The sequence below is a fragment of the Ensifer sp. MJa1 genome (genome assembly GCF_037026475.1).
Taxonomy (GTDB): domain Bacteria; phylum Pseudomonadota; class Alphaproteobacteria; order Rhizobiales; family Rhizobiaceae; genus Ensifer.
Genome location: NZ_JAKUMO010000033.1, coordinates 1 through 20,493 on the forward strand (window position 1 = coordinate 1; position 20,493 = coordinate 20,493).

Sequence of the window (20,493 nt, forward strand, 5' to 3'; positions counted from 1 at the left end):
GCCGGGTTTCTTCAACATGGCCCACTGAATCACAAACCCCCAGCTCTCGCCAGGGGTTTGTCAGCAGTCTGAAGGCCCGGAGCGATCCGGGCCTTTGTATTTAGAGCGTTTCCCTTCGGGAGCGGTTTCTTAGAAGAAGCCGCGGCGCTGCCACCAGCCGCCCTTTTTGGGCTTGGCCGGGTCTTCTTCTTCGCCTTCGGGTTTCGTCGCGCTCGACGTCACCACCGGCTCGGAAGCAATCTTCGAAAGGTCGCGGTTTGCCCGCGCCGGCTTGGTTTCGGCAAGATCGGCCGCTGCTTCTTCCACCGCTTCGACAGCGACGTCCTCTCCGGCAGGCTGGTCTTCGATGGCCGCCTGAGCAGCTTCGTCGACGCTTGCAACCGGCTCCTCGGCCTTGGCAGCCTTCTTGCGGGTCCGCTTCGGCTTGGCAGGCTTTGCTTCCACTTCCTCGGCTACTTCAGCGACCACGGCCGCTTCTTCAACGGCGACGACCACTTCCACCTCGGCCGCCTCGGTCGAAGCTACAACGGTTTCCGCTTCGTCTGCGTCATCGCCATCTGCGTCCGCGCCAGCTTCGATCTGGCCTTCGCCGTCACCTTCGCCTTCCGGACGGTTGCGGCGTCCACCGCGCTTGCCGCGGCGGCGACGCTTGCGCTTCTGGTCGCCATCGGTCGAAACGGCTTCGGCATCTACGCCTTCGTCGTCTGCCTCACCCTCGTCGGAACCTTCATCGCCTTCCGACGCAGCATCGGAAACCTGGGTGACGGTGCCTTCGGCCTGCTGACCGCCCTTGCCGCGACGGCGGCGACGGCGCTTGCGCTTACGCCCGCCTTCGTCAGACTGGGCGGCAGCCTTCGGCTGCTCCTGGCGCTGTTCGCCGGCGATTTCTTCGGCTTCTTCGTCGTCGAGATCCTCTTCGATCACGACATCGTCTTCTTCCGGCTCCGGCTCGAAATGCAACAGCTGTTCGATCTTGACCGGGTTTTCGACCGGCTCGCCACGATCGATCGCGAAGTGCTGCGCGCCGACATGGGCGTCAGCCTCAATGATGATCGAGACGCCGAAGCGGCCCTCGTAATCCATGATCGTGCCGCGCTTCTGGTTGAGCAGATAGAGCGCAATATCAGGGATCGTGCGCACGGTGATGTCGTGCGTCGTGTTCTTGAGCAGATATTCCTCGATGCCGCGAAGCACATGCAGGGCGACGGAGGATTGCGAGCGGACATGACCCGTGCCGTTGCAGTGCGGGCAGGTCTGCATCGTCGATTCAAGCACCGAGGCGCGGATGCGCTGGCGCGACATTTCGAGCAGGCCGAAATGCGAGATGCGGCCGACCTGGATGCGGGCGCGATCATTCTTCAGGCAGTCCTTCAGCTTCTTCTCGACGGCGCGGTTGTTGCGCTTTTCTTCCATGTCGATGAAGTCGATAACGACGAGGCCGGCGAGGTCGCGCAGACGCAGCTGGCGTGCCACTTCCTCGGCCGCTTCCAGGTTCGTCTGCAGCGCGGTGTCTTCGATCGAGTGTTCGCGGGTCGAGCGACCGGAGTTGACGTCGATCGACACCAGCGCTTCGGTCTGGTTGATGATGATGTAGCCGCCGGACTTCAGCGTCACCTGCGGCTGCAGCATGCGGTCAAGCTGCGCCTCGATGCCGGAGCGCGAGAAGATCGGGTGCACGTCGCGGTAGGGCTGAACCACCTTGGCGTGGCTAGGCATCAGCATCTTCATGAAGCCCTTGGCTTCCTTGTAGCCTTCCTCGCCGGAGACGATGATCTCGCCGATGTCCTTGTTGTAAAGGTCGCGGATCGAGCGCTTGATCAGGCTGCCTTCCTCGTAGACGAGGCAGGGGGCGGTGGAGTTCAGCGTCAGGGTGCGGACGTTCTCCCACAGGCGCATCAGGTATTCGAAGTCGCGCTTGATCTCGACCTTGGTGCGGTTGGCACCGGCGGTGCGCAGGATAACGCCCATGCCCTGCGGCACTTCGAGGCCGCGGGCGATTTCCTTCAGGCGCTTGCGGTCCTGCAGGTTGGTGATCTTGCGGGAAATGCCTCCACCACGCGCCGTGTTCGGCATCAGCACCGAGTAGCGGCCGGCAAGCGACAGATAGGTCGTCAGCGCCGCGCCCTTGTTGCCGCGCTCTTCCTTGGCGACCTGGACGAGCAGGATCTGCCGGCGCTTGATGACTTCCTGGATGCGGTACTGCTTGCGCGGCTTGCGGATCTGGCGATCCGGAACCTCTTCCATGGCGTCTTCGGCGCCGACGGATTCGATGATTTCCTTTTCCCCGTCGTGGCCGTCGTCGTCATCGTCGTCGTCGTCGTGGCGGCGACGGCTGTCGACGTCCTCGGAGATCATGTCGGTGTCGACCATGGCGGCCATCTCGCCGCCATTGCTTTCGTCGCCGTCGACGGAAGCGGCTGCCGCTTCTTCCGCGGCCTTCGCCTTGGTCTTGCGGGTGCGCTTCGGCTTGGCTTTCGGCTTTTCGGCCGGGACTTCAGCTTCGGCTTCGACGGCCGGTTCGGCTACGGCGACTTCTGCCGCCTGCACTTCAACCTCGGTCTCGGTGGCGATTTCAAGATCGACAGGGACCGAAAGCTCGCTTTGCGGCGCCGGTGCGGTCTCGACATGTTCGATGTCGTCGTCGCGGCGCGCCTCTTCAGCCTCGGCCTTCAACAGTGCCTGACGATCGGCCAGCGGAATCTGGTAATAGTCAGGGTGGATTTCGGCAAACGCCAGAAAACCGTGGCGGTTGCCGCCGTAATCGACGAAAGCGGCCTGGAGCGACGGCTCCACCCGGGTGACCTTCGCCAAATAGATATTGCCGCGGATTTGCTTCTTATGTTCCGACTCGAAGTCGAATTCTTCTATGCGGTTCCCGCGTACGACAACGACGCGCGTCTCCTCGGAGTGAGACGCATCGATAAGCATTTTCTCTGCCATCTAAGCTGTGCTCCTCGGCGCGCCAGCGGAACGGGAGACAGACTTGCTTCCTTGGGAAGACTGCCAAACACGTCAGAAGGTGCGCCGGATATGAAAGTTCCTGTTTGGCGCAGGCGATGGTGCAGCAGCCAGACGACAGCCGGAACATGTGTGTCCCGGGGCCGCGCTACTTCTGACCGATACTGCTGAGTCAACATCAATGACCAAACAAGAATGCCAATGTCCAAGGTCTCATGAAGACCCGATGAATGCGCCCGCTTGCGGGCGTTGGTGAAAAATCACCATCAAGAACTCCGGCCACCGCCGGAAATTTGCGATCCAGTATACGGGGAGGAAATGCAGCGACGGCGGATGAACATCTTGCGACCGCGGAAGTGCGATGCGTTTCAACCGGTTAAACCGGTTCGACCACTCCCTGGCGCCAAGCTTTGGAGAAGCTCCGGCTGCCCGGTCGACTGTTCTATCCCGTCAACACTTTCTCCTTGTGACGCTTTTATGTTTTCTATGTCACATTGGCAAGGGAAAAGCCCGTGCCGCCACAATAATGATCGATTCGCTTGAACACGTGGAGTAGCTCGATGCGTGTCGAATCGATCGCGTTGAAGCCGAGCAGCGGATGATCTTTGTCAAGCTTTGGTTAACCATAAGGGTTCATTGATCAGACTGTGCGTTTGGCGGCCGTGCGTCGGCCGCCTTTTGGTTCGTGCGAAAGTGGTGGAGAGCCCAAGGTGAGACCTTTGGCGTTTGGTATGCGTCGTTCGCTGTTGTCGTTTTTATCGCGCGGGGCCGGGCGCATCGTCGGTGCGTCACTGCTTGCCGGCAGTCTCCTGTTGACGGCGCCTGCGTCGAACGCCGTCGAGTCCGGACCGCTTCTTGCTTTTGCCGCGCGGATTGCCGGTGACGATGCCCGCACACGCGTTGTCGTCGAGTTCGATCGCAAGCCCGACTTTTCCATTCACTACGTCGCTGACCCGGTTCGCGTGGTTGTTGACCTGCCGGAGACGGCGTTCGGCCTCAAGGCCGACAGTCTCGAGCCGCGGGGCTTGTTCGATGCGATCCGCTATGGCGGCATGGGCGCCGGCAGTTCGCGCATCGTTCTTTCGGCAAAGGGGCCCGTGGCGGTTACGCACGCCGACGTCGTGGCGGAGGAGGGGGGCAAGGGCTATCGCCTCGTTCTCGACGCTGAGCGCGTCGACCAGGCGCGGTTTGACGCTCTGCTTGGCGAACAGCAGTGGACCGGCTCGGTCGCTGCCGCCAAGACGGACAGGCCGGTCGCGGTTGCGCCGACGACGGCGGGCGGTCCCTTTGTCATCGCGATTGATGCCGGTCATGGCGGTATCGACACCGGAGCCCTGGCCAGCGAGACGAAGACAGAGGAAAAGCACGTCACCCTTGCTTTTGCCAAGGATCTCGTCGAGGCGCTCAACCGCGGGCCCGGCATCGAAGCTTTCCTTACCCGTGACAAGGACGTCTTCCTCTCGTTGCCGCAACGTGTCCAGGTCGCCCGCAACAAGGGCGCCAATCTCTTCATCTCGCTGCATGCGGATGCGCTCAGGCAGAAAGATATTCGCGGCGCGACGGTCTATACGATCTCCGACAAGGCTTCCGACCACCTGGCGGCAAGCCTGGCGCAGCGCGAAAACCTGTCCGATGAAATCGCCGGGGTGCCGCTCCAGAGCGAGCCGGCCGAAGTGGCCGACATTCTCATTGACCTCACGCGCCGCGAAACGCAGGCCTTCTCGGTCAATTTGGCTCGCGCGGTCGTCTCGTCCTTTGAGGGCCAGATCAACCTCATCAACAACCCGCACCGTTTTGCCGGCTTCCGCGTGCTGCAGGCGCCCGACGTGCCGTCGATCCTGTTGGAACTGGGCTTCCTTTCGAACAAGGAGGACGAGAAGCTGCTCTTGGATCCGGAGTGGCGCAAGAAGGTTGCCGAGCGCCTTGCCGTTGCCGTCGAGCGCTACCGCGAGCAGGCGGTCGCCAGCGGCGGCTGACGTCTGAAGGCAAGCGCGGCGACGAAGTGATTTGTGTCGCCCCGGTAACAGCGCTATGGTTTTCAACTGGATGCGCACGCGATAATCGGAATCAAGCCCTATTTTACGCACATTCCGGGACCTAACCGGAATTGCGCCCGGTTTTGTTGAGAAACAGAGTTGATGCCCGGGTTTCCTCGCCATATGAGGAGCCGGGCAGGCGGGTAGCCGCGATGACAGGCGATTTCTGACGGAAGAGTTTGGTCGGACGCTATAAAGCCGGTGGGACAGAGCATGTGCTGTCGGCTGAACGGTCCGGCGATTGGACAATAATTAAGGTACCGGTATCTGACTGATGATCAGGCTGATTGGATATTTCTTCGGGATTGGTGCGTTTCTGCTGCTTGGCGTGGCTGCGGCCGTAGCGCTTTATCTGGGCGTCGTCACCAAGGATCTGCCGGACTACGAAGTTCTGGCCAAGTACTCGCCGCCGGTGACCACGCGCTTTCATGCCGGAAACGGCGCGCTGATGGCTGAGTATGCTCGCGAACGGCGTCTCTATCTGCCGATCCAGGCCATTCCCGATCGCGTCAAGGCCGCCTTCATCTCGGCGGAAGACAAGAACTTCTACCAGCATCCGGGCGTCGACATCACCGGCCTGGCGCGTGCCATCGCCGTGAACCTGCAGAACTTCGGTTCCGGCCGCCGCCCGGTTGGTGCGTCGACCATCACCCAGCAGGTGGCGAAGAACTTCCTTCTGTCCTCCGACCAGACGATCGACCGCAAGGTCAAGGAAGCGATCCTCTCCTTCCGCATCGAGCAGGCCTACAGCAAGGATCGCATTCTCGAGCTTTATCTCAACGAGATCTTTTTCGGCCTGAACTCCTACGGCATTGCCGGCGCTGCGCTCACCTATTTCGACAAGTCGGTCACCGAACTCACCATTGCCGAAACGGCCTATCTCGCCGCTTTGCCGAAGGGACCGGCCAACTACCATCCGTTCCGCAAGACCGAAGCTGCGCTTGAGCGCCGCAACTGGGTGATCGACCGCATGGTCGAGAATGGCTACGTCACCAAGGCCGATGGCGAAGAGTCCAAGAAGCAGCCGCTCGGTGTCAATCCGCGTCGCGGCGGCGCACATCTCTTTGCGTCCGACTTCTTCGCCGAGGAAGTCCGCCGGCAGATCATCCAGAAGTATGGCGACAATGCTCTTTACGAAGGTGGCCTCTCGGTCCGCACCTCGCTCGATCCGCGCCTGCAATCCGCGGCGCGCAAGGCCCTTCAAGCCGGCCTGTTGACCTATGACGAGCGCCGTGGCTTCCACGGCCCGGTCAAGACCATCGAGATCGGCGGCGATTGGGGCGAGCCCCTCGGCGCGGTTGTCGCCTTCAGCGATGTGCCTGAATGGAAGCTCGCTGTCGTTCTCTCCGTCGACGCGCAGGGCGCCGAAATCGGCATCCAGCCGGACAAGGAAGCCTCGGGCAAGATCGTCGCCGACCGTGTCACCGGGCACATCTCGGCCAAGAACATGCAGTGGGCCTATCGTTCGGCCAATGGTGATCGCAAGTCCGCGAAGTCCCCCGAAGGCGTGTTCGGTGCTGGCGATGTCGTCTATGTCGAACCGCTCGCCGAAAAGGGCGAATACCGTCTGCGCCAGCCGCCGAAGGTTCAAGGTGGCCTCGTCGCGATGGATCCGCAGACCGGACGCGTTCTGGCGATGGTCGGCGGCTTCTCCTACGGCCAGTCGGAATTCAACCGCGCGACCCAGGCGATGCGCCAGCCGGGCTCGTCGTTCAAGCCGTTCGTCTATGCGGCAGCACTCGACAATGGCTATACCCCGGCGTCGGTTATCCTCGACGCCCCGATTGAAATCGTCGCGGGTGGTCAGGTCTGGCGTCCGGAAAACTATGGAGGCGGCTCGGCCGGTCCGTCGACGCTGCGTCTCGGCATCGAGAAGTCGCGTAACCTGATGACGGTGCGCCTTGCCAACGACATGGGCATGAACCTGGTTGCCGAATATGCCGAGCGCTTCGGCATCTACGACAAAATGCCGCCGCTATTGGCGATGTCGCTCGGCTCGGGCGAAACGACCGTGCTGCGCATGGTCTCGGCCTATTCGGTTCTCGCCAACGGCGGCAAGCAGATCAAGCCGTCGCTGATCGACCGGATTCAGGACCGTTACGGCAAGACGATCTTCCGCCACGAGGACCGCACCTGCGACAACTGCAATGCAGGCGACTGGCAGGACCAGGACGAGCCGGTGTTGACCGACAATCGCGAGCAGGTGCTCGACCCGATGACCTCCTATCAGATCACCTCGATGATGGAGGGCGTGGTGTTGCGCGGCACGGCTGCCGGCAAGATCAAGCTCGATCGTCCGGTTGCCGGCAAGACCGGTACCACCAATGACGAAAAGGATGCCTGGTTCGTCGGCTACACCCCGGATCTGGTTGCCGGTCTCTATCTTGGCTTCGACAACCCAGCGCCGCTCGGCCGTGGTGCCACCGGCGGCAGCCTCGCCGTGCCGATCTTCAACGACTTCATGACCGAAGCGGTCAAGGGCACGCGCCCGAGCAAGTTCGTCGTGCCCGAAGGCATGAGCATGGTCGCGGTCAACCGCAAGACCGGCATGGCCGCCCAGGAGGGTGAGCCGGACACGATCATTGAGGCCTTCAAGCCCGGTACCGGCCCGGCCGACACCTTCTCGGTCATCGGCGGGCTCGACCAATACGTTCCGCCGGAGGAAATCCTGAAGAACTCGCCGCAGGCAAACCAGGCGGTCACTTCCGGTTCCAACGGCCTGTTCTAAGCCATTCCACCTCACTCAATGCCCGCCGCCTTTACATCAGCGGCGGGCATCGTTATTTGACGCTCACTTTCATATCGGGTTCACAAGAAGCAGGATCATGCGCAGCGAAATCGAGAATATTGTCGACGAAATCAAGCAGGCCATAAGCCTGCTGAGGAGGCATCTTTGACTGGGATCAGGCGGTAAGACGACTGGACTGGTTGAACAACAAGGCGGAAGATCCGACCCTGTGGAACGATGCTTCCGAAGCGCAGAAGCTGATGCGCGAGCGCCAGCAGCTCGACGATGGCATCAACGGACTGCGTCGTTTCGAGCAGCAGCTCAACGACAACATCGAACTCATCGAACTCGGTGAGGAAGAGGGTGACGCCGCGATCGTGGCCGACGCCGAACAGGCGTTGCGCGAGCTCAGAAACGAAGCGGCCAAGAAGCAGGTCGAAGCCATGCTTTCGGGCGAGGCCGACCAGAACGACACCTATCTCGAAGTGCATTCGGGTGCTGGCGGCACCGAAAGCCAGGACTGGGCCAACATGCTTCTGCGCATGTACACCCGCTGGTCCGAACGCCAGGGATACAAGGTCGAGCTTCTGGAAATCCAGGACGGCGAAGAAGCCGGCATCAAGTCCGCGACGCTGCTCGTCAAGGGCCACAATGCCTATGGCTGGCTGAAGACCGAATCGGGCGTGCATCGCCTCGTGCGCATTTCGCCCTACGACAGCAACGCCCGCCGCCACACCTCGTTCTCCTCGATCTGGGTCTATCCGGTCGTCGACGATTCGATCCAGATCGACATCAACGAGAGCGATTGCCGGATCGACACCTACCGTTCGTCGGGTGCCGGCGGTCAGCACGTCAACACGACCGACTCGGCGGTTCGCATCACGCACATGCCGTCGGGCATCGTCGTGCAGTGCCAGCAGGAGCGTTCTCAGCACAAGAACCGGGCGAAGGCTTGGGACATGCTGCGCGCGCGTCTCTACGAGGCCGAGTTGAAGAAGCGGGAAGAGGCGGCCAACGCCGAAGCCGCGTCGAAGACGGATATCGGCTGGGGCCACCAGATCCGCTCCTACGTTTTGCAGCCCTACCAGTTGGTCAAGGACCTGAGGACCGGCGTCGAAAGCACGGCCCCCGGCGATGTTCTCGATGGCGAACTCAACGAGTTCATGGAAGCGGCTCTGGCGCACCGCGTGAACGGCGGCGCCGATGCCGCGGTCGATGACCTGAATTGACGGAGAGTTCTAAGGGCCGGGATCGGCCTTTGGTGCGATTTTCTAGAAGGCCGGGTGTTGCACTCGGCCTTTTTCTTTGGCCGCATCAGTTCGATGCGCGCTCGATCTTGATATCGCCGAGGTCATCGATGAGCACGGTCCAGGTTTCCGGCTCGCGTTCGTTTGGATCGGTTTTCAGAAAGACGGTTGCAAACATTCCGGGCTGCGCGCTGACACCGGTCGAGGTTTCCGGGCGAATGTCTGTCACATAGGCCTTGAGCGTGGAAAACTCTTCGAGCTCCGCCGAGGATCGGACAACCGGACCGCCCGGCGTCGCCTCGATCTGCTGCAGGTGGATCTGCGCCGTACCGTCGGCCTGGCGCAGCGCGATCAGCTTGTAGTAGCCGCGCCGGGCAGGGCCTTGCTTGTCTGCCGCCTCGCCGGTGGCCGCATTCGGATCGAGAGCCGAAAGCGGTTCGCCGCTTTCCTCCCAATAGCCAGTGCTCGTGACAAAGGTGACCTGTGGCGGCACGACGGCTGCGTCCTCGGCCTTGGCTCCGGCGCTGCTCATGAGAAGGACAAGCGCGAGTAGGGCGGGTCTGTGCATTTGCTTTCGTGTCCTTTCAAGCCGCAGGTCTGAGGCGCTGCCCGATGGAAAGGGCGTGCCGAAGTCCAACGCGACCATACCACATCTCGTGCGCGGGCTACGTGCGCTCAGTTGGAGAACTGCTCGGCCAGGATGCGGTCAGACCAGGAATGATCGGGATCCGAGAGAATTCGTGCGGTCATGTTTTCCGATTCGGCGATCCGCACTTTGACAACGGATTTCACTTCCTGATGGTCGGCAACGGCGTTGACCGGCCGCTTGTCGGCTTCGAGGATTTCGATCTCGACGGTGACATGGTTGGGCAGGAGCGCGCCGCGCCACCGGCGCGGACGAAAGGCGCTGACCGGCGTCATGGCCAGAAGCGGTGCCTCAAGCGGCAGGATGGGCCCGTGCGCTGAGAGGTTGTAGGCGGTCGATCCCGCCGGGGTCGCCACAAGCAAACCGTCGCAGGTCAGTTCCTCGAGCCTGGTCTTTCCGTCGATCAGCACGCGCAGCTTCGCCGCCTGGTAGGATTGGCGGAAGAGGTAGACCTCGTTGATCGCAAGCGCCGTAAAACTCTCGCCGTAAACGTCGGTCGTCTGCATTTCCAGCGGATGGAACGCGTTCTCGACCGCCTGGCAGATGCGATCCGTCAGGTTTTCCGTGCTGTAGCGATTCATGAGGAAGCCGACCGATCCGCGGTTCATGCCGTAGACCAGCTTGCCGCTGTTCATGGTCTGATGCAGCGTCTGCAGCATGAAGCCGTCGCCGCCAAGCGCGACGATCACGTCGGCCTTCGCCGGATCATGGTCGCCATAGATCGCCTTGAGATCCGCCGCAGCCTTTTGCGCATCTTCCGCAGACGAGGCGAGAAAGGCGAAGGAATTGAACGTTCGGGCCATGAAATTCTAGTCCGCTCGATGTGTTGCCCGCCGCTTACGGCGATCTCTCATCATCGTTTCTGGCATGGCCTGAAACTGAACGCATCTGAAAAATTGGGAGAAATCGCAATTTTGCTTTACTCTGAACGAGATTATGGTAACTCCCACCGAAGCAAGTGCCCTTATAGCTCAGTTGGTAGAGCGGCTGATTTGTAATCAGTAGGTCGGGAGTTCGAGTCTCTCTGGGGGCACCATTCTTCATCCACATTTCTGCGGCCCTTGTTTCAGGTGCCGGGCTCGATCGTCGTCAGATCTTGGTGGAACCCATTGTTCGCATTATCCGTTTGGCAACGATAGCGAGCCTAGGCTCAGCCGACGCGGGAGGGAGCGTTTCGGCGGTCTTTTGCCACGCTGCCGGCGCATTCGAATCATGAGGTCGAGTTCTTCGCATTGGAACCGTGACCTCGCTTTTATCTCAATATGCGAGGTCTCGCCGCGGCCCCACCCGAACGGTCTTGAGATCGTGACGGCGGTGCAATTCGACCTATGGTTCACGGTCCGCAATCCCGATGCGTCGTGCTGATGATCGGCCGATGTCGAGAGGGGGCAGGTGGGTTCAGATCTCGAACGACGGCCCCATCCGTACCGGAACTTCGCGGCACTTCTGCAAGGCGTTGAGCAGGTTCTCGGCGAGATAGTCGATCAGCGCCCGGGTTGCCGGCAGCATACCCTGGCGGGAGGGGAAGACCAGGTGCACGACGACGTCGTTCGACGTCCATTCGGGCAACACGGGAACGAGCACGCCGGCACGGAAGGCGCGTTCGCAGATATGGTCCGGCAACAGCGCCACCCCCATACCCTCGATCGCCGAGCGTTCGAGAATCAGGAAGTCGCTGCAGCCGATGATCGGGCGGTGGGTGATCTCCGTCGCGTCTCCATCGGCAGAAACGAGCCGCCAGACGTCGGTCGGGTGCTGCTCGTTCATCGACAACGTTGCCTGCTGGGCGAGATTGTCGATGGTGATCTCACCCGAGCGGGCAAGATAAGTTGGGCTTGCCGCGAGCCGCTCGCGCACCTCGCCGAACCTGCGGATGATCAACTGGTTATCCGTATCGAGCTGACCGCGGGCGCGCAGCGCCACGTCTATCCGCTCCTCGATCAGGTCGATTCGCCGGTTGGTGGCGGTGATCAGCAGGCGGACACCGGGATAGCGGCGGTGGAAGGCCGGAAGGATATCGGCAAGCATCGGAGTGAAGCCAAGCGGGCAGGCGAGCCTGACCGTGCCCGAGGGCTCGGCCCTGACCGCGGCGATCTCGGCTTCGGCTGCGGCGACCCCGTCGAGCAGGCCCTGGCAGTGCTCGTAGAACACACGGCCGATGTCGGTAACGCGCAGCTTGCGGGTCGAGCGCTCAAGCAGCCTCACGCCAAGCTGCTCTTCGAGGCGCGCCACATGTTTGCTGAGCTTGGATTTGGGTATATTGAGGTCGCGTGCGGCGGCGCTGAAGCCGTTGTTGCGCACCACGGCGGCAAAAAGCCCGAGATCGTTTAGATCCTGCATGTCCTGTCTCCGAAGTCCGGATCGTTTGGCCGATTGTTTCCTTCTGGAAACAGTATGTCAAATATCCGCTGGCTTATCGGTTGATTGTTTTCCCCTCATATGTGGATCACCGCAACGCAAACACAAAGGTGTTCCCATGAACGTTCTTCACATCGACTCCGGTATCCTCGGTGATCATTCCGTTTCCCGTCGCCTGACCGCAGCACTTGCCTCCCAGGTCAAGGCCGACCGTCCCGATGCCAAGGTCACCTATCGCGACCTCGCAGCCAGCGCGCTCCCGCACCTGACCGGCGCCCAGATCATGGCCCCCGCTGATCTCGAAGGTGTCGATGCCGCTCTCGCCGCTGACGTCAAGCTCGGCCGTGACATGCTGGAAGAGTTCCTCGCAGCCGATACGGTCATCATCGGCGCTCCGATGTACAACTTCGGCATCCCGAGCCAGCTCAAGGCCTGGATCGACCGCATCGCCGTCTCCGGCAAGACGTTCCGCTACACCGAGGCTGGCCCGGAAGGCCTCGCCAAGGGCAAGAAGGTGATCATCGCCTCGACCCGTGGCGGCCACTACTCCGCCGGCCCGGCTGCCGTCATGGACCACCAGGAATCCTACCTGAAGACGGTGTTCGGTTTCCTGGGCGTCACTGACGTGGAGTTCGTCCGCGCAGAAGGTCTGAACCTCAGCGCCGACAGCAAGCAGTTCGCCATTGCTGAGGCCGAAAAGACCATCTCCGAAGGCAACGTTCTTCGCCTCGCGAGCTAATCATTGAAATCAGCGGGTCGCGAGAGCGGTCCGATGATGGGGCGTTGGCCCCGCGTGCGGACGGTGCCGGTTGCCCATGCAGCCGGCATTGTCCGTTTTAGGATTCTACAATCTGCTTTATAATGCGGTGATGGTGGACCGGCGGGCAATTCTGTTGGGCATGACCGCCGCGGTGGCTGCGCTGCTTGCCGCCGAGGTTGCCAGCGCACATAACTGCACGTGCCGCAACCGCGACGGTTCGAAGTATCAGCTCGGACAGATCGCCTGCCTAAGGGTAGACGGCAACGTCTATTTGGCGCGCTGCGAAATGAACCTCAACGTCTCCACCTGGAGGAAGCTCCGGGACGGCTGCCCGACAGCGGCGCGCAGCGGAGCTACGCTGACGGCACGCTGAACGGTTTCCGCCTGCCTCGGCAGGGCGCCGACGCTTGGATCGTTTGCACGGCACCGCGCTCTCAGCGCCGTCAGCGGTTGAGGAACTGGCGGGCGGCATACATGGCGATGGCGGCCGCGTTCGAGACGTTCAGCGACTTGATCGCGCCGGGCATGTCGAGCCGGGCGAGATCGGTCACGATCGAACGGGTCTTCTGCCGCAATCCCTTGCCCTCGGAACCGAGAACCAGCGCGATCTTCTCACCGCTGAAAGTTCCCTCCAGCGGCTGCGGTCCTTCCGAATCAAGCCCGATCGTCTGGAAGCCGAGGCGATGTAGTTCCTCGATCGTATCGGCGAGGTTTGTGATCTGGATATAGGGAATCATTTCCAGTGCGCCGGACGCGGACTTGGCAAGCACGCCCGATTCGGTCGGGCTGTGTCGCATGGTGGTGATCAGCGCTCCGGCGTCGAAGGCGACCGCCGAGCGCATGATTGCGCCGACATTGTGCGGATCGGTGACCTGGTCGAGCACGAGGATCAGCGGGCAGTCGCGAAGCGCGTCAAGCCTGCGCACCGGCAACGGACGGGTTTCCAGCATGACACCCTGGTGGATGGCGTCCGGTCCGAGGATCCCGTCGAGGTCCTGTGGCGTCACGGTTTCTACGGGGAAGGGCAGTTCCGATAGTTCGCCGAGCTCCAGCCGGGCCGCGGCGTTCTGGGTGACGCTCAGCCGCACGATCTGGCGCGCCGGATTGTCGAGAGCGGCTCGAACCGTGTGCAGGCCATAGAGCAGAACCTGCTCGGGGGCGAGCGGCTGCGGCTTCCAGTCCGCCGGCTGCTTGCGGCGCCTGTCCTGCTTCGGGGTCGGAATTTCACCGCGCTCGCGTTTGGCGTCGCGGTGTGCGCGCCTAAGGTTGGCGTAGTGGGTGTCCTTGGCGCTCTTGTCGCCGGTGCGATCTTTGCTCATCGCCGTCTTATAGAGAGGTTGATCGCTCGACGAAATGGTTTTCCGCACGGCCTCAATTTTTGCGACTGTGGAGAAATTCCGAAATTTTCCACTGAGCCGTGTTGACAGGACGAAACGGGGCAGTCATATACCCGGCCACAGATCGAGAGGCGGCAACGACATGTCGCAGGTTGTCTCGCGATCTCAATTGCTTGGTCGAAAGATCCCGACAGAATAATGGAGGGATGCCCGAGTGGTTAAAGGGGACGGACTGTAAATCCGTTGGCTCAGCCTACGTTGGTTCAAATCCAACTCCCTCCACCATTCTGCTTCTGGATCGAAGGCCCGCGGGTATAGCTCAATGGTAGAGCAGCAGCCTTCCAAGCTGAATACGCGGGTTCGATTCCCGCTACCCGCTCCAGCAGCGAACGCTCCCTCCCACCGAATTAATCTTGCTTCTTAATGCTTCGCGACAAGCTCTTGTTTGTCTTGCGTGCTTGGTCGTTCTTGATTCGCGGATGCTCGGTCTTGCATCCCGATTTTACTCTTCTTACATAATGGCTCGAAAACGCCGTTGGCGAGCGGTCCGGGCGTACGCAATTAAGTCTTGCGCAAATCCCCTGAAACCCTTAAACGGCTCCACAAACCGGCCCTGCCGGCTGATCATTATTCATACTTGACCACAGGAAACGTACCCATGGCAAAGAGCAAATTTGAGCGCAACAAGCCGCACGTTAACATTGGCACGATTGGCCACGTTGACCATGGCAAGACGTCGCTGACGGCAGCGATCACGAAGTACTTCGGCGAGTTCAAGGCGTATGACCAGATCGACGCCGCTCCGGAAGAAAAGGCCCGTGGTATCACCATTTCGACGGCCCACGTTGAGTATGAGACGCCGAACCGTCACTACGCCCACGTTGACTGCCCCGGCCACGCCGACTACGTCAAGAACATGATCACCGGTGCCGCCCAGATGGACGGCGCGATCCTGGTTTGCTCGGCTGCTGACGGCCCGATGCCGCAGACCCGCGAGCACATCCTGCTCGCTCGCCAGGTTGGCGTTCCGGCCATCGTCGTGTTCCTCAACAAGGTCGACCAGGTTGACGACGCCGAGCTTCTCGAGCTCGTCGAGCTTGAAGTTCGCGAACTGCTGTCGTCCTACGAATTCCCGGGCGACGACATTCCGATCATCAAGGGCTCGGCTCTTGCTGCTCTGGAAGATTCGGACAAGAAGATCGGCGAAGACGCGATCCGCGAGCTGATGGCCGCGGTTGACGCCTACATCCCGACGCCTGAGCGTCCGATCGACCAGCCGTTCCTGATGCCGATCGAAGACGTGTTCTCGATCTCGGGCCGTGGTACGGTTGTGACCGGTCGCGTTGAGCGCGGTATCGTCAAGGTCGGCGAAGAAATCGAAATCGTCGGCATCCGTCCGACGACGAAGACGACCTGCACGGGCGTTGAAATGTTCCGCAAGCTGCTCGACCAGGGCCAGGCTGGCGACAACATCGGCGCGCTGCTGCGCGGTGTCGACCGTAACGGCGTTGAGCGTGGCCAGATTCTCTGCAAGCCGGGTTCGGTCAAGCCGCACAAGAAGTTCAAGGCCGAAGCCTACATCCTGACGAAGGAAGAAGGCGGCCGTCATACGCCGTTCTTCACCAACTACCGTCCGCAGTTCTACTTCCGCACGACGGACGTGACGGGCATCGTCACGCTGCCGGAAGGCACGGAAATGGTTATGCCGGGCGACAACGTCACGGTTGACGTCGAGCTGATCGTTCCGATCGCGATGGAAGAAAAGCTGCGCTTCGCGATCCGCGAAGGCGGCCGTACCGTCGGCGCAGGCATCGTTGCCTCGATCGTCGAGTAATCTTTTCGATTACACCTCTTCGGAAGGCCCCGTTGGCGACAGCGGGGCCTTTTGCGCTGTTGCGCGTGCCAATGCCTCGACAATGAAGGCGCGCTTGCCGTTGTTGTAGATCTCTCAATCGTCGACGGCCTGCGCTGCGAGCCGGCGCTTCAGCGCCTCGTGGCGGTGTGCGCGGTCCGGGCACTCACGAAGGGCATCCCGAAACTGCAGGAGCGCGACATGGGCGCTGTTGCCTTGTTTGCACAGACAAGCCGCGTTCCGCAGGGGGGTCTATTCATCGTGAAGGTCCAGAGGCCGTTTGCATACGGGTCGCCAAGAAAGGCGTAGTCGGCGCCTCGAAGGCGCGCAATGAGCTCCGGCAGCGCGCTCTCATTGCAAATAGCCGAGCCGCTATTGATTCGCGGCTTGGCCGCCAGCCGGGTATCGCGGTGCTGCCGATGTGGTGGATCTGCAATACAAAAGGCGAGAGCAGGGGGGCGATGACTGCGGCACGTTCGGCGAAGAACGAGGGTCAGCGCGAATCGTATTCAACCAGTGTGATGCGCGACTTACGAATCGGGTCCGACAACGAGGCTCCAGGCAGGATAGGCGATCCTTGGCGTCTGCCGCTGCGGGAATTTCTGGGAGGCGTGGCAATGACTTGCTGCTCCATCCTGGCGGGAACGCCGGCAGGGAAGGGCGGTCGACACTTTGCCTGAGGATTTTTTTGGATCTTCGCCGAAAGACGCTTGTCATCGCCAGGCAAACTGAATATTAAGCCGCTGACTTGAGGCGGCGACACAACGAAGTCGTAGCTGAATAGGGGTATAGCTCAGTTGGTAGAGCGGCGGTCTCCAAAACCGCAGGTCGGGGGTTCGAGCCCCTCTGCCCCTGCCATTCTCTTCATCCTTGCGTAGAGGTTGAGGGTTCGGCAGAATAAAGCTTAACGGCCGGTTAGCCGGTCGACGAAATTCACAAAAAAGACTGATTGGCTCTTGTGGTTTTTAGAATCGGTCTTTATGTAGGGTCCAAACAGACACGCGGTGCGTGGGGCTGAATCATCGGCTTTACGCGCCGTAATGGCGTGAGCATTACATGGCATCCAAAACGAATCCGGTAACGTTTCTGCAGCAGGTTCGCTCTGAGACGTCGAAAGTGACTTGGCCTTCCCGGCGCGAGACGATGATCTCGACGCTGATGGTTTTTGTCATGGTCTTTTTTGCCGCCGCCTTCTTCTTTGCTGCGGACCAGTTGATGGGGTGGCTGATCGGCCTCGTCCTCAACGTTGGCGCTTGATTGGGTGGAGAGTAGCATGGCTGCGCGCTGGTATATTGTTCACGCCTATTCGAACTTCGAAAAGAAGGTCGCTGAATCAATCGAGGAAAAGGCCAAGCAGAAGGGTCTCGAGCACCTGTTCGAGAAGATTCTGGTGCCGACCGAGAAGGTTGTTGAAGTGCGCCGCGGCCGCAAGGTTGACGCTGAGCGCAAGTTCTTCCCGGGCTACGTTCTGGTTCGCGCCAATCTGACGGACGAGGCCTTCCACCTCATCAAGAACACGCCGAAGGTAACGGGCTTCCTCGGTACCGACAGCAAGCCGGTTCCGATTCCGGACCATGAGGCGGAGCGCATCCTTGGTCAGGTCCAGGATGGCGTCGAGCGGCCGAAGCCGTCGGTCTCCTTCGAGATCGGTGAGCAGGTTCGCGTTTCCGACGGTCCGTTCGCCTCGTTCAACGGCGTCGTTCAGGATGTCGACGAGGAGCGTTCGCGCCTCAAGGTCGAAGTTTCGATCTTCGGCCGCGCAACGCCGGTCGAGCTAGAATACGGTCAAGTCGAGAAGGTCTGAGAAGATCTTTTTTAAAGAGATAGAGCGGGTTACGACCCGTTCTGGCGGAGCGATCCGCATGCGCGTGGGAGGGTGCCGGCCTTAGCCGGGTCGGATGTCCCGCACCACGCAACCGCAGCCGCCGATCCTCATGGGTCGGCAAGAGGCCGGGAAACCGGCGCAACTGATCCCGGAAGCGATCCGTCGCGATGGGATTTTAGAAAAGGCAGAGAGAAATGGCTAAGAAAGTTGCAGGCCAGCTCAAGCTGCAGGTGAAGGCTGGGTCGGCCAATCCGTCCCCGCCGATCGGTCCTGCGCTCGGTCAGCGTGGCATTAACATCATGGAATTCTGCAAGTCGTTCAACGCGGCTACGCAGGAAATGGAAAAGGGTATGCCGATCCCGGTCGTCATCACCTATTACCAGGACAAGTCCTTCACCTTCGTCATGAAGCAGCCGCCGGTCAGCTACTTCCTGAAGAAGGAAGCGAAGATCCAGTCCGGTTCGAAGACCCCCGGTAAGGGCGGTTCGGCCGGCAAGCTCACCAAGGCTCAGATCAAGTCGATCGCCGAAGCCAAGATGAAGGATCTCAATGCTGCCGATATCGAAGGCGCAATGGCCATGATCGAGGGCTCTGCCCGCGCTATGGGCCTGGAAGTGGTAGGCTAAGACCATGGCGAAGATTGCAAAGCGAGTACAGAAGTCCCGCGAAGGCGTCGATCCGACGAAGATCTACGGCCTCACCGAAGCCGTTTCGATGGTCAAGGACCGTGCGACCGCCAAGTTTGACGAGACCATCGAAGTTGCGATGAACCTCGGCGTTGATCCGCGCCACGCCGACCAGATGGTCCGCGGCGTTGTCAACCTGCCGAACGGCACCGGCCGCTCGGTTCGCGTCGCCGTTTTCGCACGTGGCGCCAAGGCTGACGAAGCCAAGGCTGCTGGTGCAGACGTTGTTGGCGCAGAAGAGTTGGTCGAAATCGTCCAGGGCGGCAAGATCGATTTCGATCGCTGCATCGCGACCCCGGACATGATGCCGCTCGTCGGCCGTCTCGGTAAGGTTCTCGGCCCGCGCGGCATGATGCCGAACCCGAAGGTCGGAACGGTCACCATGGACGTTGCCGGTGCTGTCAAGGCTTCCAAGGGCGGCGCCGTTGAGTTCCGCGTCGAGAAGGCCGGTATCGTTCACGCTGGCATTGGCAAGGCATCCTTCGACGCCAAGGCGCTGGAAGAAAACATCCGCGCTTTCGCTGACGCCGTGATCAAGGCCAAGCCGACCGGCGCCAAGGGCAACTACGTCAAGCGCGTCGCGATTTCGTCGACCATGGGCCCGGGCCTCAAGATCGACCCGGCCACGCTCAGCGTCGCCTAATGAATTTCGGGCTTCGGCCCGAGACTGAATTCCCGGCCTTTCGGGGCCGGGAATCCGGACGTCAAGTCCGGAACTCCTGTCCGAGATTGCGGGTGGTTTTACCTTAATCACTTCGGCCTGCATGAGACGGGTAAGATCTGAATTTCAAAATGACGCCGGAGGCGTCGAAATTCGGTTCGAACCTCGCTTGCCTTGTGTCAGACCCGGCTCTTCCGGGAACGCCAAGGGACAGGATCCTTAAGCGTTACTAGGGATCGAGCTCGATCTCGGGTGACAAAGGCAAACCCGATGGGGTTGCATTATTGCAACCCTGTCTACTGGAGACAGACAGTGGAAAGAGCGGAAAAACGCGAATTCGTCACGGAGCTGAACGAAGTCTTCAAGGCTTCCGGTTCGGTTGTCGTGGCCCACTATGCTGGTGTCACAGTTGCGCAGATGAACGACTTCCGTTCGAAGATGCGCGCTGCTGGCGGCACCGTCAAAGTCGCGAAAAACCGCCTGGCCAAGATCGCTCTTCAGGGCACCGAGTCGGAAGGGATGACAAATCTCTTCAAGGGTCAGACGCTGATCGCATACAGCGAAGACCCGATCACGGCTCCTAAGGTTGTCATGGATTTCGCCAAGACCAACGACAAGCTCGTTGTTCTCGGTGGCGCCATGGGAACGACCACGCTCAACGCCGAAGCAGTCAAGTCGCTTGCGACCCTGCCTTCGCTCGACGAGCTGCGCGCAAAGCTGCTGGGCCTTCTCAATGCCCCGGCAACCCGCGTCGCAACGGTTGTTCAGGCACCGGCAAGCCAGCTTGCTCGCGTGTTCTCGGCCTATGCCAAGAAGGACGAAGCCGCCTAAGGCGGATTTTCGCTGTTGTATTTAAAACCAGTTCGAACCGAACAAAAGGAAAAGTAAAATGGCTGATCTCGCAAAGATCGTTGAAGACCTCTCCTCGCTGACCGTCCTGGAAGCTGCTGAGCTTTCCAAGCTGCTCGAAGAGAAGTGGGGCGTTTCGGCTGCTGCTCCTGTAGCTGTTGCTGCTGTTGGCGGCGGCGCTGCTCCGGCTGCTGCTGAAGAAGAAAAGACCGAGTTTGACGTTATCCTCGTTGACGCTGGCGCCAACAAGATCAACGTCATCAAGGAAGTTCGCGGCATCACCGGTCTCGGCCTCAAGGAAGCCAAGGACCTGGTCGAAGGCGCTCCGAAGCCGGTTAAGGAAGCAGTTTCCAAGGCTGAAGCTGCTGACCTCAAGAAGAAGCTCGAAGACGCTGGCGCCAAGGTTGACGTCAAGTAATTCGACTACATGCAAGGGGAGGTGGCCTTTTCAGGCCGCCTCTCTTTGACCGTTTTTAGAACATATTACCCAAGAGCCTGTCGAAAAACGGCTCTTGGGTAATGGGTTCTTCAAGAGGATGGTCTCGAACGG

The 20,493-nt window shown here is 60.7% G+C and carries 18 protein-coding genes and 4 tRNA genes; 16 read left to right on the top strand and 6 right to left on the bottom strand.

From position 1 onward, the window contains the following. Window positions 1–129: 129 nt before the first annotated feature. Window positions 130–2,940, bottom strand: a complete 2,811-nt coding sequence (locus MKZ91_RS28775; protein WP_336174464.1) for an Rne/Rng family ribonuclease — start codon at window positions 2,938–2,940, stop codon at window positions 130–132. 749 nt (window positions 2,941–3,689) lie between these two features. Between MKZ91_RS28775 and MKZ91_RS28780 the strand changes: the two genes are divergently transcribed. From MKZ91_RS28780 to prfB, 3 genes are all read left to right on the top strand, one after another. After that, window positions 3,690–4,934, top strand: coding sequence for an N-acetylmuramoyl-L-alanine amidase (locus MKZ91_RS28780; RefSeq protein ID WP_336174465.1), 1,245 nt, complete (start codon window positions 3,690–3,692; stop codon window positions 4,932–4,934). A 334-nt stretch (window positions 4,935–5,268) separates the two neighbouring features. Further along, entirely contained in the window at window positions 5,269–7,722 is a 2,454-nt protein-coding gene (locus MKZ91_RS28785) for a penicillin-binding protein 1A (RefSeq protein ID WP_336174466.1), read from the top strand. 97 nt (window positions 7,723–7,819) lie between these two features. Next, window positions 7,820–8,951 (top strand): peptide chain release factor 2 gene (gene prfB / locus MKZ91_RS28790; protein WP_336174467.1). Its coding sequence is split into 2 segments (ribosomal slippage): window positions 7,820–7,888 and window positions 7,890–8,951, totalling 1,131 coding nucleotides; the frame shifts between segments, so codons are not numbered across the junction. Window positions 8,952–9,036: 85 nt separating this feature from the next. Here prfB and MKZ91_RS28795 read toward each other — a convergent pair. Further along, window positions 9,037–9,537, bottom strand: a complete 501-nt coding sequence (locus MKZ91_RS28795) for a hypothetical protein (RefSeq protein WP_336174468.1) — start codon at window positions 9,535–9,537, stop codon at window positions 9,037–9,039. A 107-nt stretch (window positions 9,538–9,644) separates the two neighbouring features. Then, window positions 9,645–10,418, bottom strand: coding sequence for an NAD kinase (locus MKZ91_RS28800; protein ID WP_336174469.1), 774 nt, complete (start codon window positions 10,416–10,418; stop codon window positions 9,645–9,647). Window positions 10,419–10,575: 157 nt separating this feature from the next. Between MKZ91_RS28800 and MKZ91_RS28805 the strand changes: the two genes are divergently transcribed. After that, a tRNA-Thr gene (locus MKZ91_RS28805) sits at window positions 10,576–10,651 on the top strand. 362 nt (window positions 10,652–11,013) lie between these two features. On the opposite strand, the gene MKZ91_RS28810 is transcribed toward MKZ91_RS28805, so the two are convergent. Then, complete coding sequence (locus MKZ91_RS28810; RefSeq protein WP_336174470.1) at window positions 11,014–11,955, bottom strand: LysR family transcriptional regulator; 942 nt, start codon at window positions 11,953–11,955, stop codon at window positions 11,014–11,016. 136 nt (window positions 11,956–12,091) lie between these two features. Between MKZ91_RS28810 and MKZ91_RS28815 the strand changes: the two genes are divergently transcribed. Both MKZ91_RS28815 and MKZ91_RS28820 read left to right on the top strand, forming a co-directional pair. Beyond that, complete coding sequence (locus tag MKZ91_RS28815; RefSeq protein ID WP_336174471.1) at window positions 12,092–12,712, top strand: FMN-dependent NADH-azoreductase; 621 nt, start codon at window positions 12,092–12,094, stop codon at window positions 12,710–12,712. 130 nt (window positions 12,713–12,842) lie between these two features. Further along, window positions 12,843–13,106, top strand: coding sequence for a hypothetical protein (locus MKZ91_RS28820; RefSeq protein ID WP_442892363.1), 264 nt, complete (start codon window positions 12,843–12,845; stop codon window positions 13,104–13,106). Between the two features lie 70 nt (window positions 13,107–13,176). Here the strand turns inward: MKZ91_RS28820 and MKZ91_RS28825 are convergent, their stop codons facing one another. Continuing rightward, window positions 13,177–14,052: a TrmH family RNA methyltransferase gene (locus tag MKZ91_RS28825; RefSeq protein ID WP_336174472.1), complete on the bottom strand. Its 876-nt coding sequence runs from the start codon at window positions 14,050–14,052 to the stop codon at window positions 13,177–13,179. Between the two features lie 218 nt (window positions 14,053–14,270). Here MKZ91_RS28825 and MKZ91_RS28830 point away from each other — a divergent pair. The 3 genes from MKZ91_RS28830 to tuf all read left to right on the top strand — a co-directional run bounded on the left by MKZ91_RS28830 (window position 14,271) and on the right by tuf (window position 15,904). After that, a tRNA-Tyr gene (locus MKZ91_RS28830) sits at window positions 14,271–14,355 on the top strand. Window positions 14,356–14,378: 23 nt separating this feature from the next. Then, window positions 14,379–14,452: transfer RNA gene (locus MKZ91_RS28835), tRNA-Gly, on the top strand. Between the two features lie 276 nt (window positions 14,453–14,728). After that, window positions 14,729–15,904: an elongation factor Tu gene (tuf, locus tag MKZ91_RS28840; protein WP_336174473.1), complete on the top strand. Its 1,176-nt coding sequence runs from the start codon at window positions 14,729–14,731 to the stop codon at window positions 15,902–15,904. Between the two features lie 114 nt (window positions 15,905–16,018). Here tuf and MKZ91_RS31695 read toward each other — a convergent pair whose 3' ends face one another. After that, a complete protein-coding gene (locus tag MKZ91_RS31695) occupies window positions 16,019–16,168 on the bottom strand; it encodes a GrpB family protein (protein ID WP_442892364.1) in 150 nt (49 codons plus the stop codon). Between the two features lie 536 nt (window positions 16,169–16,704). On the opposite strand from MKZ91_RS31695, the gene MKZ91_RS28845 reads away from it, so the two are divergent. The 7 genes from MKZ91_RS28845 (at window position 16,705) to rplL (ending at window position 20,361) form a co-directional block, all read left to right on the top strand. Further along, a tRNA-Trp gene (locus MKZ91_RS28845) sits at window positions 16,705–16,780 on the top strand. A 198-nt stretch (window positions 16,781–16,978) separates the two neighbouring features. Continuing rightward, window positions 16,979–17,179: a preprotein translocase subunit SecE gene (gene secE, locus MKZ91_RS28850; RefSeq protein ID WP_173516242.1), complete on the top strand. Its 201-nt coding sequence runs from the start codon at window positions 16,979–16,981 to the stop codon at window positions 17,177–17,179. A gap of 16 nt (window positions 17,180–17,195) precedes the next feature. Next, on the top strand, window positions 17,196–17,726 hold the full coding sequence (gene nusG / locus MKZ91_RS28855; protein ID WP_034795476.1) for a transcription termination/antitermination protein NusG: 531 nt from the start codon (window positions 17,196–17,198) through the stop codon (window positions 17,724–17,726). Between the two features lie 215 nt (window positions 17,727–17,941). After that, on the top strand, window positions 17,942–18,373 hold the full coding sequence (rplK, locus tag MKZ91_RS28860) for a 50S ribosomal protein L11 (protein WP_336174474.1): 432 nt from the start codon (window positions 17,942–17,944) through the stop codon (window positions 18,371–18,373). Between the two features lie 4 nt (window positions 18,374–18,377). Then, window positions 18,378–19,076, top strand: coding sequence for a 50S ribosomal protein L1 (rplA, locus tag MKZ91_RS28865; protein ID WP_336174475.1), 699 nt, complete (start codon window positions 18,378–18,380; stop codon window positions 19,074–19,076). A 330-nt stretch (window positions 19,077–19,406) separates the two neighbouring features. After that, window positions 19,407–19,925 (top strand): 50S ribosomal protein L10, encoded by a 519-nt coding sequence (gene rplJ / locus MKZ91_RS28870; protein WP_034795485.1) that lies wholly within the window; start codon window positions 19,407–19,409, stop codon window positions 19,923–19,925. Between the two features lie 58 nt (window positions 19,926–19,983). After that, window positions 19,984–20,361: a 50S ribosomal protein L7/L12 gene (gene rplL, locus MKZ91_RS28875; protein WP_064329845.1), complete on the top strand. Its 378-nt coding sequence runs from the start codon at window positions 19,984–19,986 to the stop codon at window positions 20,359–20,361. Window positions 20,362–20,493 lie beyond the last annotated feature (132 nt).